Annotated in this window: 16 protein-coding genes; 10 read left to right on the top strand and 6 right to left on the bottom strand. The window is 39.4% G+C overall.

Annotated elements, in window-relative coordinates:
- Positions 1-2 precede the first annotated feature (2 nt).
- The gene (locus C5N92_RS03195) at positions 3-1,781 is read right to left on the bottom strand and encodes an MrcB family domain-containing protein (protein WP_111749425.1); all 1,779 of its coding nucleotides are present in this window, start codon (positions 1,779-1,781) and stop codon (positions 3-5) included.
- Positions 1,782-1,978: 197 nt separating this feature from the next.
- Complete coding sequence (locus C5N92_RS03190; RefSeq protein WP_111749424.1) at positions 1,979-2,638, bottom strand: NAD(P)-dependent oxidoreductase; 660 nt, start codon at positions 2,636-2,638, stop codon at positions 1,979-1,981.
- Positions 2,639-2,779: 141 nt separating this feature from the next.
- Here C5N92_RS03190 and C5N92_RS03185 point away from each other — a divergent pair, with 141 nt between their 5' ends.
- From C5N92_RS03185 to C5N92_RS03175, 3 genes are all read left to right on the top strand, one after another.
- Entirely contained in the window at positions 2,780-3,670 is an 891-nt protein-coding gene (locus tag C5N92_RS03185; protein ID WP_111749423.1) for a LysR family transcriptional regulator, read from the top strand.
- A gap of 72 nt (positions 3,671-3,742) precedes the next feature.
- The gene (locus C5N92_RS03180) at positions 3,743-5,395 is read left to right on the top strand and encodes a DNA recombination protein RmuC (protein ID WP_111749422.1); all 1,653 of its coding nucleotides are present in this window, start codon (positions 3,743-3,745) and stop codon (positions 5,393-5,395) included.
- Positions 5,395-5,970, top strand: coding sequence for an anthranilate synthase component II (locus tag C5N92_RS03175; protein ID WP_111749421.1), 576 nt, complete (start codon positions 5,395-5,397; stop codon positions 5,968-5,970). The genes C5N92_RS03180 and C5N92_RS03175 overlap by 1 nt, the downstream gene beginning before the upstream one ends.
- A gap of 56 nt (positions 5,971-6,026) precedes the next feature.
- Here the strand turns inward: C5N92_RS03175 and groL are convergent, their stop codons facing one another.
- The 4 genes from groL to dusA form a co-directional block, all read right to left on the bottom strand.
- Positions 6,027-7,670, bottom strand: a complete 1,644-nt coding sequence (gene groL, locus C5N92_RS03170) for a chaperonin GroEL (RefSeq protein WP_111749420.1) — start codon at positions 7,668-7,670, stop codon at positions 6,027-6,029.
- Positions 7,671-7,807: 137 nt separating this feature from the next.
- Complete coding sequence (locus C5N92_RS03165; RefSeq protein ID WP_111749419.1) at positions 7,808-8,095, bottom strand: co-chaperone GroES; 288 nt, start codon at positions 8,093-8,095, stop codon at positions 7,808-7,810.
- A gap of 141 nt (positions 8,096-8,236) precedes the next feature.
- Positions 8,237-8,575, bottom strand: a complete 339-nt coding sequence (locus C5N92_RS03160) for a hypothetical protein (RefSeq protein WP_111749418.1) — start codon at positions 8,573-8,575, stop codon at positions 8,237-8,239.
- Complete coding sequence (dusA, locus tag C5N92_RS03155; protein WP_111749417.1) at positions 8,572-9,546, bottom strand: tRNA dihydrouridine(20/20a) synthase DusA; 975 nt, start codon at positions 9,544-9,546, stop codon at positions 8,572-8,574. Before dusA ends, C5N92_RS03160 begins: the two co-directional genes overlap by 4 nt.
- Positions 9,547-9,821: 275 nt before the next feature.
- Between dusA and C5N92_RS03150 the strand changes: the two genes are divergently transcribed.
- From C5N92_RS03150 to tsaC, 7 genes are all read left to right on the top strand, one after another.
- On the top strand, positions 9,822-10,793 hold the full coding sequence (locus C5N92_RS03150; protein ID WP_111749416.1) for an aminodeoxychorismate synthase component I: 972 nt from the start codon (positions 9,822-9,824) through the stop codon (positions 10,791-10,793).
- Positions 10,771-11,376, top strand: a complete 606-nt coding sequence (locus C5N92_RS03145; protein WP_111749415.1) for an aminotransferase class IV family protein — start codon at positions 10,771-10,773, stop codon at positions 11,374-11,376. Before C5N92_RS03150 ends, C5N92_RS03145 begins: the two co-directional genes overlap by 23 nt.
- 137 nt (positions 11,377-11,513) lie before the next feature.
- On the top strand, positions 11,514-12,626 hold the full coding sequence (gene recA, locus C5N92_RS03140) for a recombinase RecA (protein ID WP_111749414.1): 1,113 nt from the start codon (positions 11,514-11,516) through the stop codon (positions 12,624-12,626).
- Between the two features lie 51 nt (positions 12,627-12,677).
- Positions 12,678-13,133: a recombination regulator RecX gene (gene recX, locus C5N92_RS03135; RefSeq protein ID WP_111749413.1), complete on the top strand. Its 456-nt coding sequence runs from the start codon at positions 12,678-12,680 to the stop codon at positions 13,131-13,133.
- Positions 13,126-13,431, top strand: a complete 306-nt coding sequence (gene yqfB, locus C5N92_RS03130; protein WP_111749439.1) for a N(4)-acetylcytidine aminohydrolase — start codon at positions 13,126-13,128, stop codon at positions 13,429-13,431. The genes recX and yqfB overlap by 8 nt, the downstream gene beginning before the upstream one ends.
- Before the next feature lie 7 nt (positions 13,432-13,438).
- Positions 13,439-13,969, top strand: coding sequence for a DNA topoisomerase family protein (locus tag C5N92_RS03125; protein WP_111749412.1), 531 nt, complete (start codon positions 13,439-13,441; stop codon positions 13,967-13,969).
- Positions 13,969-14,523 (top strand): L-threonylcarbamoyladenylate synthase type 1 TsaC, encoded by a 555-nt coding sequence (gene tsaC / locus C5N92_RS03120; RefSeq protein ID WP_111749411.1) that lies wholly within the window; start codon positions 13,969-13,971, stop codon positions 14,521-14,523. Before C5N92_RS03125 ends, tsaC begins: the two co-directional genes overlap by 1 nt.
- The last annotated feature ends 2 nt before the right edge of the window (positions 14,524-14,525 follow it).

Raw genomic sequence — 14,525 nt, 5'->3', positions numbered from 1 at the left:
ATCTACCAGAAACTTACCATACCGCGTTTGATTAACTGCATTTTCATATGGGCTAATTTGGGCTTAGTACGGCATTTTACTTTATACTCGTTACCATCATTATCCGTTTGCCAGAAGTCAAGACGAGTCAATTCATCATTCCAAATATGAGTTAAGTTTGTTTCTAGCACATTTCCCACATCATCTAACACCGTCCCCAGTTTATTCTCATCACCCTCGATACGCGGTAAGACTTTCATCATCACAAAGTCGTCCCACACAGCTTCTAATTCATCATCATTTTTGGGTTGATATGATTTCAAACCCAATAACAATTCATTGAGTGCACGATAACCCAATTTAAACGGCGTATTCTCAAGTTTTTTATTAAGTGCAGTTAGAAATTGAGTAGATTTTTTTGCAAAAACCAATTCCTCTTCCGTTAAATTTTCTTGAGTTAATTGCGAATAAATAGGATAAGTAAGTTGTTTTTGTTGTGTTTTAGGTGCAAAGAAATATTCAAAATCATTAGGATAAAACTCGCTAAAATCAAAACTTAAAGCGCGATCTAACACCTTACGAGAAAAAGCGTGCGTAGTTTCATCCATATTTACCGTTCCCGCCACAATCAAGTTAAACGGAATACCAATACCATTTTGTTGAAAGAAATTCCAAAGTTTTTCGCTAACACCAAGTTGCTCTTTGAATCCTACAATAGTATCCCAAGCTGTTGCACTTAATAATGCTTCTGTTTTATAGATAAAATGATTTGGACTTACCCATTCCCATTTACGGCTTTCAATAATAGAAAGATAATCAGCAAAATATTGCTCTACAGGTGCAAGGTTCATTTCATCTAAACAGAGCCAATAAGGAGCAACTTCTGCTAATTTCTCTTTTGAACCTTTTACTGTATTGTTTTCAATTAATTGCGCCTTTTCGACCGCTTGCCACGCTTTCACAATAAATTTTAGTACATCAGTCATCACATATTGAGCTGTTCCACTTAAACGAGAAACATAACCCAATAAATCTGAAGGTTCGTGCCAATCAGGACGAACGGCAACTAATTGATAACGTTCACTACGTTCAGATTCCACGACTTGTTCACGCACAAAACGTGATTTGCCTGTACCTGATATACCAGCGAGAAGAAGGAATGGCTTGGGGATCGAAAGTAAATTTTGCTTTACATCATTTTCAGCTATAACTTCACTTTTTTGCTGTTCTGATTTTATTTGCTTTGCAACCTTTTCATATAACTTTAACATCGCAAATAAATCAGATATTAATTCTTCATCTGAAGGGATATGCTCTCTATCATAGAATTTTGCTGCTAAATTAGTTTTCTCGTAATTTTTACTACGGGTGGTCGAAGCTAACAAATCAATAAAATTTGTATTCCAACCTTGGAGTTCTGGAATATTGGATAAAAGAGTTGATTTAAATGTTGCAAACTTAGAAAATTGCTCATTAGAAAGTTTATCGGCTCCTTGTTGCAAAGAAAGGTAAACACCAGAGCCATCAGATTTAAAAAGATACGTAGGATAAATATCCGATTGCACCGATTGAGTGATACTAGGATTAATAATCTCAATCCATAATATATCCGCCCAACCACCATTACCCGGATGCCCTTTTATAGAATAAGAAGAAAGGTTATTTGCTTTAAGGATGCCAGAAATTTCTTTAGGAAATTCATCTCGAAGAAAATTTGCCAACTTGTGATCTTTGAATGGTTGCTGTTTTGCTGAACCAAGTTCACTTAATACTTGATATAGATAATTACCTAAGTTCTGCATTTTTATGTCACTCCACCTAATTCTTCTACATAGAATTTCAGGCGATTCTAACAAATGTAGGGGAGATTTTGAACGAAAATCTGATGGGCTATTAGAGAGAAGAATAGTGTTGGTTAGATAAAACAAACAGTGAGATTTTAGCACCTATTTACAATTACAAATGCCCCAAAATCCCACTGCATGTTTTCCGTCAATAATTACTTACTTGCTACAGTAAAACGTTTAAACAAATGCGCCTGTTGCTCTGCATCATCAGCGATGGCAATCGCTAAATCTGCTACACTGATGCCCGCTGGAATATCGCCATTCATTAGTAACTCTTCACTGCCTAAACGGTATTCGCCCGTACGTTCTTCGCTAAAGCCAGCATCTGCGCCAAGTAACGCTGGTGGTGAAACAAATGCCCAATTTACATCACGACGATCACGTAAATCGTTAAGTAAGTTACGTGCAGCATTGGCACCAGCAAAGATTTCTGCAGGAAACTCTGGTGTATCAATCAGTTGTACATTTGGTGCAACAAATAAGCTACCAGCACCGCCAACCACTAATAAATAAGGCACTTGTGCAACTTTTGCCGCTTCCACAATCGCATTTGCCCCACGGGTAAAATCTTCTGCGATATTTGGGTTTGTCCAACCCGGGTTGAATGCGCTTACGACGGCATCAAAACCTTTTAACTGCTCGGCAAAATTTGCAGAATTTACGTCAAAACTGACCGCTTGTACGTTTTCTGCTTTGACAACTTTCTCCGTATTGCGGGCAAAAGCAGTCACTTGATGACCACGATTCGCTAACTCTGCCACTACTGCACTGCCGACATAACCTGTTGCGCCAATTACTGCGATTCTTTTCATACTGTTTTCCTTCTATGTTAAATGAAATAAAGCGACTATCTCGCTGTTGATGTTGCGCATTATAAAGAAATAAAAAAATAGAAAAACAGCGATTTTAGAATATAATTGTTTCATATTAAGAAACAAAAAGGTATCTCACTGATGGACAAACTGACCGCAATAAACGTTTTTCTTTCCGTTGCTGAAACAGGGAGCTTCACCGCAACGGCAGAACAACTCGACATATCTAAACCGATGATCAGCCGTTATATTGCATTAATGGAAGAGTGGCTCAATGCACGGCTATTTCAGCGTACGACCCGTAAAGTATCGCTCACTGAAGCGGGCGAACAAGCGGTGACTTTCTGCCAAAAAATTGCAAATCTAACCGCAGAAATGGAACAGGAAATGATGTCTCAACAAGGGGAATTACGTGGCACAATCCGCATTAGCAGTAATAGCTCTTTTGGTGCAAGCCATTTAACTGAAGCGATAAATGCTTTTCTTGCGCAACACTCCAATCTGCACATTCAACTTGATTTAAGCGATCGTCTTGTAGATCTGATTGCAGAACGTATCGATCTTGCGGTGAGAATCACCAACAATCCCGATCCGAATTTAGTTGCACGTAAACTCACCGCTTGCCACTCTTTATTGGTGGCAACCCCTGATTATCTTGCTCGATACGGCATACCAAATCACCCTGAAGATTTGCGTCAACATCGATACCTGACTCACGCTAATATCAACCGTCGTGAATGGCGTTTTTATCGGGATAAGCAAGAAGTCTTACTGGAATTGACGAGCCAATTTACGACAAACGAAACAACGGCACTGCTTAACAGTGTTCTAGCCCATAATGGCATCGCAATGTTACCTAAGTATATGATTGAAAAGGAATTAGCCACAGGGCAACTACAAGCTGTAATGACAGAATGGCAATTACCGACATATCAAATTTATCTGCTATATCCATCACGCCACAAATTACCGTTTGCGGTTCGTAAAGTCGTGGATTTTTTAGTAGAAAGGTTTGAAGAAAAAGATTGGTAGAGCGATCAACACTTGCATTTTTTCCCCAAAATTCGCTACAATACCACTAGTTATTTTTACAGTATTATATCTATGAATATCGACCCAATTTGGCTTTACGTTGCAATAGCTTTACTCTGCTTGATTTCATTGTTTCTATTCTTTAGCTACTCTCGTTCACAGCGAGATAGCCTAGAATTGCAACAAGATTTGAACCAACTTCAAACGCAATTTTCTGCCGTTTCTCAACGGGCGGAACAGCTTGCTGTTGAAAAAAATCAGGTGGAGCAATTTGCAATTCAACAGCAGAGCAAAGCCGAAGCCACCCTTGAGCGTTTAAATGAGCGAGATGTGGCAATTTCAAAATTACAGTTACAGCTGGAGCAAGCGGAGCAACAAGAAGATCAGCTCGAACGCTATATTAATGAGCTAAAAGAGCGGATTGGATCGGCTCAAACTAAAGCGGAAAGTTTGGAAGAGCAGTTGCAACAATCACAGTTACAGCTTCTACAACAGCGGAATGAAAGCGGTCAGTTACAGGCAAAATTTTCCCAAACGCAACAGGAATTGACCGAATTACGCACAACACTTCACGAAAAACAGGCAAATTTTGACGCTCAACAGCGGAATTTTTTAGAAGTTCGCCAGCAGTTAAATGTGGAATTTCAACACCTTGCTCAACAAATTTTGGAAGAGAAAAGCAAGTCTTTTTCACAGAGCAATCAGTCGGCGTTAGACTTGTTGCTCAAGCCCTTTAAAGAGCAGATTGAGAGCTTTCAAAGACGAGTGAACGAGGTGCATAGTGAGGCGATTAAAGGAAATGCGGATTTAGGGGCGGAGATTAAACGTGTGCTAGAAATTGGGCTGTCGATGTCGCAAGAAGCACAAAATCTCACGACCGCCTTAAAAGGTAGCAATAAAATTGCAGGTAACTGGGGCGAAATTCAGCTCGAAAGTGCTTTGCAGTCGGCTGGATTATTGGCAGGCGATCACTATTTGGCACAAGAGAGCTATCGAGATGAGAAAGGCAAACGCTTTGCTCCCGATTTTGTGGTAAAGTTGCCTGACGATAAGCATTTGATTTTAGACAGTAAAGTGTCGCTAGTGGCGTACGATCAAGCGGTGAGATCGGACGATCCATTTGCAATTCAGCAGGCTCTTGATGAGCATTGCCGTTCGTTGCGTACCCATATTGATGGATTGTCGAAGAAAAATTACAGCAATTTGATTGGCATTAAAAGCCCTGATTTTGTGCTGATGTTTGTGCCGATAGAGCCAGCCTACATTGAGGCGATGAAGCACGATCCGCAACTGTTTAATTTTGGCTATGAACGCAATGTGATTTTGGTGTCTCACACGACCCTAATGCCGATTTTACGCACGGTGGCGAACCTGTGGCGAATTGAGCGAGGCAATGCCGAAGCCCGTGAAATCAGCGAAAAAGCAGGGGATATTTACAATCAAGTTTGTTTGATTGCCGAACGTTTGGCAAAATTGGGCAATACGCTCAATACCGCAAGTAATCAATATAATCAAAGTGTTACCGCATTGGTGGGTAAACAAGGCTTACTGGGTAAAGTTGAACGTTTTCAACAGCTTTCGGCTAAGGCTCAACAAAGCACGCCACAGGTCGAATTGCTTGAAACGGATTGGGATACCACACGTTTAACCTTGCTTATTGAGAAACCGATTGAAAAGCAGATTGAAAAAACGATTGAGACACGAACAGAACAGGATAACGCCTAATGTTACTTATTATTGATAACCACGACTCTTTCACATTCAATTTGGTCGATTTATTGCGAAAAATCGGGGCAGAGATGAAAGTGGTGTCTGTCGAAGAGTTGGATTTGGACGAGATTGAGCAGTTTAGCCACATTATGATTTCGCCTGGCCCTGATGTGCCAAGGGCTTATCCGCAACTGTTTGAGATGTTAGAGCGGTATCATCAACACAAATCTATTTTGGGCGTCTGTCTCGGACATCAAACCTTATGCGAATTTTTCGGCGGAGAGCTTTACAATCTCTCAAATGTTCGTCACGGTCAGCAACGTCCGTTGATCCAACAAACCGATAATCCTTTATTTGCTAATTTGCCCGAACGTTTTCATATCGGCTTGTATCACTCATGGGCGATTTCGCAAAAATCGCTCAAAAACACACCGCTTGTGCCAACCTCAACCTGCGATCAAGGGGTATTAATGGCGGTAAAACATTGCTCACTACCGATTTATGGGGTGCAATTTCACCCCGAATCCTTTATTACTGAGTATGGAGAACAAATACTGCGTAATTGGTTATACCAACAAAAAGAGATTTAATATAAAATAAAAAACCACTGATTTCTCAGTGGTTTTTGCTTATTGGTTGAACAAAACTACATCATTCCGCCCATTCCACCCATACCGCCCATTCCAGCGCCTAGGTCAGCTTTTTCTTCTTTTGGTAAGTCTGTCACCATACATTCCGTGGTGATCATCAAACCAGCGATAGACGCCGCGAACTGTAATGCAGAACGGGTTACTTTTGTTGGGTCTAAGATACCCATTTCTAACATATCGCCGTACTGTTCCGTTGCAGCGTTATAGCCGTAGTTGCCGTTGCCGTCTTTCACGTTGCGAGCAACCACAGATGCTTCTTCGCCTGCGTTGGTCACGATTTGGCGAAGTGGAGCTTCCATTGCACGTAGTGCTAAACGAATACCCACGTTTTGTTCTTCGTTGTCGCCTTTCACAGTATCAGCCACTTTGCTTGCCGCACGCACTAACGCAACGCCGCCACCTGCAACGATACCTTCTTCCACTGCCGCACGGGTTGCGTGAAGTGCATCGTCTACACGATCTTTCTTCTCTTTCATCTCAACTTCCGTTGCTGCACCGACTTTAATCACCGCAACACCGCCAGCAAGTTTCGCGACACGCTCTTGGAGTTTTTCTTTATCGTAGTCAGACGTTGAATCTTCGATTTGTTGGCGAATTTGTGCCACACGACCTTTGATTTGTGCTTCATCGCCCACACCGTCAATGATGGTGGTGTTATCTTTTGAGATCACCACACGTTTCGCTTGACCTAACTCTTCAATCGTTGCTTTCTCAAGTTCCATACCGATCTCTTCTGAGATCACAGTACCTGCGGTTAAGATCGCAATATCTTGTAACATCGCTTTACGGCGATCGCCAAAGCCCGGTGCTTTCACCGCTGCCACTTTCACGATACCACGCATTGTGTTCACGACTAAGGTCGCTAACGCTTCGCCTTCAATATCTTCTGCGATAATTAACAATGGTTTACCTGCTTTGGCAACCGCTTCTAACACAGGCAGAATTTCACGGATATTGGAGATTTTCTTATCCACTAAAAGAATGTATGGATTTTCTAATTCCACCGTGCCGGCTTCTGGTTTGTTGATGAAATATGGCGATAAGTAACCACGGTCAAATTGCATACCTTCAACCACGTCTAACGCATCTTCTAAACCTGTGCCATCTTCAACGGTAATTACGCCTTCTTTGCCCACTTTTTCCATTGCTTGAGCAATTAATTTACCCACTGTGCTGTCTGAGTTCGCTGAAATCGTACCAACTTGTTCGATCTCTTTCGACGTTTCGCACGGTTTAGAAAGTGATTTTAATTCTTCAACCACAGCTGCAACCGCTTTGTCGATACCACGTTTTAAATCCATTGGGTTCATACCTGCAGCAACGGCTTTCAAGCCTTCATTCACAATCGCTTGTGCTAAAACTGTTGCGGTAGTTGTACCGTCACCGGCTGCATCGTTCGCTTTAGAGGCTACTTCTTTCACCATTTGAGCGCCCATATTTTCGAATTTATCTTCTAATTCGATTTCACGAGCAACGGACACACCGTCTTTGGTGATTGTTGGCGCTCCAAAAGCTTTATCTAACACCACATTACGACCTTTCGGACCTAATGTCACTTTCACTGCGTCTGCTAATACATTCACGCCCTTTAACATTTTCACACGAGCGTCATTACCAAATTTTACGTCTTTTGCTGCCATTTTTCTGTTCCTTTATCTCCTAGGGCTACACGCCCTAGGTTAAGCATTGATGAACCCCTAAGGGGTTCTTTTTCTACTAATGGCTACCTAGTAGCCTATTTATACATAGCCTAGGACGTGTAGCCCTAGATAAAAAACTACTCGACTACTGCCAAAATATTATCTTCTGAAAGAATCAACACCGTCTCGCCGTCAATTTTCTCTTCTTTTACACCATACTCATTGAAAATCACCACATCGCCGACTTTCACATTTAACGGTAACACAGTGCCATTGTCTAAAGTACGACCATTGCCAACCGCAAGTACTTTACCACGGGTTGATTTAGTAGCAGCAGAACCAGTTAAAACGATACCACCTGCTGATTTTGTTTCGACTTCTTCACGTTTTAAAATCACTTTGTCGTGTAACGGACGAATTTTCATTGTGTTGCTCCTAAAATTTAATTGAAAAATTTTGCGTCACCTAATGTGACGCAACGTTGGGTATTTGGTGGCATGATTTGAGATTTCAAGGGGAAATGAAAAATTTTTGTAAAATTTTATGAGAATCTGACCGCTTGTTTATCAATGTAATTGCATTATTTGATCTCTTTCTACGCTTAGTACCCCTTCTACTTCTTTAAAAAAGGCTTCAGCGTGCTCAATATTTTTCCCTTTTGGAATCCGAATGGCAAATCCATTCATATTTTCATATTCATAAACGGTTTCGGCTTGATAGCGTTGAATCGCCTTGATCAAAGGCTGTTTTCCAACACGTTGATCATAAAAAATAATAAGCACATTGTTTGAAACTATCTCTGCTTGAGTATGAATGCCCTTTGATTGCTCAAAAGGTTTCACTAATTGGTTTGTACAAGCCGTGACTATACTGGCTAGCGTGATAATAAAGATATATTTTTTCATTCTGTTTCGACAAATTTTAATGCTTCAATCACAACCTTTAAGTCAGCCCCTTGCTTACAGGCATTTTCACTTAAATGGCGACGCCACTGTCTTGCCCCTTTGCAATTCTGAAATGCCCCAAGCATATGTCGAACAATGTGATTTAAATAAACCCCTTGTGAAAGCTGTTGCTCAATATAAGGCAACATTTTTTCGACCGCTTGTTTCGGTGTAACAATCTCTGCCGTTGGGTCAAACAGTTCACGGTCAATATAGCCGAGTAGAGACGGATTTTGATAGGCTTCACGCCCAACCATGACGCCGTCCACAAATTGCAGATGCTGTTTGATTTCGTCAATAGTTTTAATGCCACCGTTAATGCTGATATTCAGATGCGGAAAATCTCGCTTGAGCTGATACACTCGTTCATAATCAAGCGGTGGAATTTCCCGATTTTCTTTCGGACTTAGCCCCGACAGCCACGCTTTGCGAGCGTGAACAATAAAATCATCGCAATAAGGCTGAATTTGTTCAATGAAATCACAGAGAAATTCATAGCTATCCAGCTCATCAATGCCGATACGATGTTTTACCGTCACAGGAATGTTCACTTCATTTTTCATCGCTTCTACACAACGAGCCACCAATTCCGCTTTTCCCATTAAACAAGCCCCGAACATCCCATTTTGCACACGATCAGACGGACAGCCAACATTCAAATTAATCTCTGCATAGCCACGTTCTTCAACCAGTTTGGCACATTTCGCCAACTGTTCAGGATCGCTTCCGCCTAACTGCAAGGCAACAGGATTTTCAGTCGGATCGTAAGCCAACAGATCGTATTTTGCGTGCAAAATCGCAGGGGCGGTGATCATCTCGCTATACAGCAAGCTATGTTGGGTAAATTGACGGTGAAAATAGCGACAGTGACGGGTTGTCCAGTCGAGCATTGGGGCAACGGAAAAACGCCCACGGTAGTGATTTTGTTGCATTATCTCATCCAAATAAAATAACAAGCGGTGAGATCATGAAGACATTTTGCAAAAAACAGGCAAGATCGAACCGCTTATAAAACATAATTGGGTGAAATGATACTACAAAATAGATAAATTCGGTTAATCCGAAACAATAAAAGCCATGATGACGCTATCTCATCATTTTTTCAAATATATACCGTAGCGTAAAACTCGCTATAATAGCGATGAAAATCCACCAAATGCCTTGTATCGTAAACATGAGTGAGAACTAACGCCTAATGAAAAGTAAAATGCAACAATTTATCGAAACGGCAAATCAATATGGCAAAATGCGTTTGCCTTTTTTCTTTTTAATTGACTTTGAAAAACAAAAGCCACTTATTTTTCTATATTCTGAAATGTCAGAAAAAAACATTCAATTTGATTTTAATAACAAAGGTAAATTAGTTAATCCATTAGAAATAAATAAACAATTTGAACTTAATGTTTTTCCTGTTGATTTTGAGAAATACCAAAAGGCATTTGAGTTAGTACAACATGAAATTCAAATGGGAAATAGTTACCTTTTAAACTTAACACAAAAAACAGAAGTTAAAATAAATTATCATTTAGAGCAAATCTTTCAACAAAGCAGAGCTAAATACAAACTACTCTTTAACGATCAGTTTACTTGTTTTTCACCTGAGTGTTTTATTCGTATCGAAAATAATAAAATTTATTCTTATCCAATGAAAGGGACAATAAATGCGGATGAAAACAATGCTATAGAAAAATTACTAAACTCAGAAAAAGAGTTTACAGAACATAATACGATTGTTGATTTAATTCGTAATGATTTAGCCTTAGTGTCAAAATATATTCAGGTAACAAAATATCGCTATGTGGAAAAAGTAGAAACGCATCGTGGAGCAATTTATCAAACGAGTTCTGAAATTTGTGGTGAACTTGACGAAAACTGGCAAGAAAATATTGGTACAATGCTTGATAAATTATTACCTGCGGGTTCAATTAGTGGCGCACCTAAGGTTAAAACTGTTGAAATTATTCAAAAGGCTGAGCAGCAAGAACGTGGCTACTATACGGGAGTGTTTGGTTATTTTGATGGTGAAAATGTAGAAAGTGCCGTTGCTATTCGTTATATTGAAAAAGAAAACGATAAATATTATTTTAGAAGTGGTGGTGGCATCACTGCATTAAGTCAATTAGATGACGAATATCGTGAAATTTTAGAGAAGATTTATGTGCCAATTCCCATTGTTTGAAACATTAGCAATTATTGATGGCGAAATTCAAAATATTTCTTACCATCAAAAACGAATAGATAATGCATTTACTTATTATTTTAAGCGTAATCCAAAATGGGATTTATCTAAAATTATTCAGGTTAAAGATGAATATACGAAAGGATTGATTCGTTGTAGAATAGATTATAATGAAACGACTTATCAAATTAATTTTTATCCTTATCAACCTAGAAAAATAAAGACGTTTCAATGTGTCTATGTTGAAAATATCGATTATCAATTTAAATATAGTAATCGTATTGCATTAGATAAACTAAAAACAGAAAATACCGATGAAATTATTATTATTCATCGTGGTTTTGTCAGTGATTGTACTATTGGTAATTTATTGTTTTTAAAACAAGGAAAATGGTATAGCCCCAATCATTATTTATTAAAAGGTACGCAGTTAACTCGCCTTCTTGAAGAGCAAAAAGTCTCTTTAACGGACATTCGTGCAGAAGATCTTTTTGATTATGAGCAGATAATGTTGATTAATGCATTGAATCCTTTTGACCCGGCAAGAGCGATCTCCATTGCAAGCGGTCAGATTTTGAAATAGTTTTACAAATTTTGGGATCTCGATCGAAAAATCTGAAAAAAACAGTTGAAACTGTATGAGTAAACAGTATAATAATTTACAGTTAAGTGACGATAAGCTCGTCGTATATGAACATCGAATAGATAAAGGAAAGCATCATGGCTGACAATAAAAAATCTTCAAAAGCAAATAATTCTGCAGTTAAACAAGTTGATCCTGAAAGTAAACAAAAAGCATTAGAAGCAGCCTTAACCCAAATTGAGAAACAGTTTGGTAAAGGCTCAATTATGAAGTTAGGTCAAACTCAACAGCTTGATATTGAAGCCGTTTCAACAGGTTCTCTCGGTTTAGATATGGCATTGGGTATTGGTGGCTTACCAATGGGCCGTATTGTTGAAATTTACGGACCTGAGTCTTCAGGTAAAACAACACTAACGCTTTCTTTAATTGCTCAAGCACAGCAGACAGGAAAAACGTGTGCCTTTATTGATGCCGAACATGCTTTAGATCCTGTATATGCACGAAATTTAGGTGTCAATACCGATGAGTTATTAATTTCTCAGCCTGATAATGGAGAACAAGCGCTTGAAATTTGTGATGCTTTAGTTCGTTCTGGAGCAGTTGATGTCATTATTGTAGACTCAGTAGCTGCATTAACACCAAAAGCAGAAATCGAAGGTGAAATGGGCGACTCACATATGGGTTTACAAGCTCGTTTAATGTCGCAAGCATTACGTAAATTGACGGCGAATATTAAAAATACAAACTGCCTTGTGGTATTTATTAACCAAATTCGTATGAAAATTGGTGTGATGTTTGGTAACCCTGAAACTACGACGGGTGGTAATGCATTAAAATTCTACGCATCTGTACGTTTAGATATTCGTCGTAGCGGTGTGGTAAAAGATGGCGATGAAGTGATTGGTAGTGAAACCAAAGTCAAGGTCGTGAAAAATAAAGTTGCTCCGCCATTCCGTGAAGTACAATTTGATATTATGTACGGCGAAGGAATTTCTCGTATGAGTGAACTATTAATTCTTGCCGAAGCAAATGGATTTATTCAGAAATCAGGGGCTTGGTTCTCTTATGAAGGAACGAAGATTGGTCAAGGTAAGAATAATGCAGTGACTTGGTTAAAAGAAAATCCTGAGATTGCAAATAAAATCGAACAAGATATCCGTCAGGCTTTAACAGCGAATAATACGTTAAAAGCAAAAAATGCTGATGTTGCCGAAGATGATTCTGAAGAATTTAACGAAGAAGAGCTATAAGGATTAAATGCGGTTTTATAAACCGCATTTTTATTTTGACTACCATTAACCATGAAAAATAAATACTCTGCGAGCAGTTATTTACTCTATCTTCTCTCTAAGCGAGAATATAGCGAGATGGAGCTACACCATAAGTTGCAACTCAAAGAATATGAGCTTGAAGAAGTAGAGCAAGCGATTATTCAGGCTCAAACAAATGGTTGGCAAAGTGATGAACGTTTTGCGACAAGCTATGTACGTTACCGCTCGCAACAAGGCTATGGACCACGCCGATTGAAACAAGAGTTACAACAAAAAGGTGTGAAAGAGTGGGTGATCAGCCAAGCACTTGATGAATCTGAAATAGATTTCTTTGAATTGGCGGAGCGACTTTTTGAGAAAAAGCGTCCACGTAGCTGGGATCTTAAAGCAAAGCAAAAAATGTGGCGATATATGGTGAGTCACGGTTTTTACCATGATCACTTTGGGCATTTATTGGAGATAGATTATGACGAATACGATGAATAAGATTACTTTTTTTAGCCGTTTTGAAGCAGATATTGTTAGCGGTAAAAAGACAATTACCATTCGAGATAAATCAGAGTCACACTTTCAAGTAGGGCAAAAACTTTGCGTTTTTACCAATGAAACTGACCGCTTGTTTGCACATATTCAGGTCATCTCGGTTACTCCAATTCACTTTGAACAACTCAATGAGAAACATGCACAGCAAGAAAACATGAGCTTGGAACAGCTTAAACAGGTTATCAAAGAGATTTATCCGAACGATAACGACTTTTTTGTCATTGAATTTGAACTAATTTAATTGAGAAATGAGCCTTTTTAAATCTACCAAACAAGCAGAACTTTGCCCACAATGCCACTCCCCGTTACAACTTAAACGGGGAAAACAAGGGCTTTTTCTTGGCTGTTCTAATTATCCTGAATGCGATTATCTCAAACCGCTTCATCAAGCAAGCCATGTTATTAAAACGTTAGATGAACTTTGCCCTGAATGCAAATCGCCACTACAATTAAAACAAGGGCATTTTGGTATGTTTATTGGCTGTAGCCACTATCCTGATTGCCATTTTACCGTGCATGAAGAAGCTGAAGTAGAAGAAGAGTTTGACTGCCCTGAATGTAAACAACATAAACTAGTCGCTCGTACAGGGCGTTTGGGTAAAACATTTTATGGTTGTGCAGGGTTTCCTGAATGTAAATTTACTTTGCCGAGTAAACCACAAAAACAGCCGTGTCCTGAATGCCAATGTGAGTTGGCAATTATCAAAAAAGTACGTGGTAAATCCTATTTTCTTTGTGCGAACAAAAAATGTCAGCACCTATTTAGTGAAAATGAATAATGTCTTCTTTTAATCAAATTGTTGAAAAACTCAAACAAAATCAAGTGATTGCTTATCCGACAGAAGCTGTATTTGGATTGGGTTGTAATCCACAATCTGAACAAGCGGTCAGATCTCTGCTGAAATTGAAAAATCGCCCTGAAGAGAAAGGGCTGATTTTAATTGCACATAAAAGCGAATTGCTCTTGCCTTATATTGATGAAAACCGTTTAACTGAATGTGAATGGCAACGTTTTGAAACTGTTGGCGAACAAGCGATAACTTGGGTAATGCCTGCAAAGGAAAGCGTACCACGTTATTTAAAGGGGCAGTTTGAGACGATTGCGGTTCGATTATGCCAAGTGCCAGCTGTTGCTGAACTTTGCTCCGCTACGGGATTTGCATTGACATCAACAAGTGCAAATTTAACGAGTTTACCGCCCTGTCGAACTGCCGACGAAGTTCGTCAACAATTTGGTGAAGATTTCCCTGTATTAGATCAAGCCACAGGTGGAAAGCAAAATCCATCCGAAATTCGTGATATATTTAGCCAGCATATTTTTAGACAAGGATAAAC

This window comes from Glaesserella australis (assembly GCF_003260095.1).
Lineage (GTDB): Bacteria > Pseudomonadota > Gammaproteobacteria > Enterobacterales > Pasteurellaceae > Glaesserella > Glaesserella australis.
Note: the sequence above shows the minus strand (reverse complement) of the source record. Positions and strands in the feature narration are given on the sequence as shown.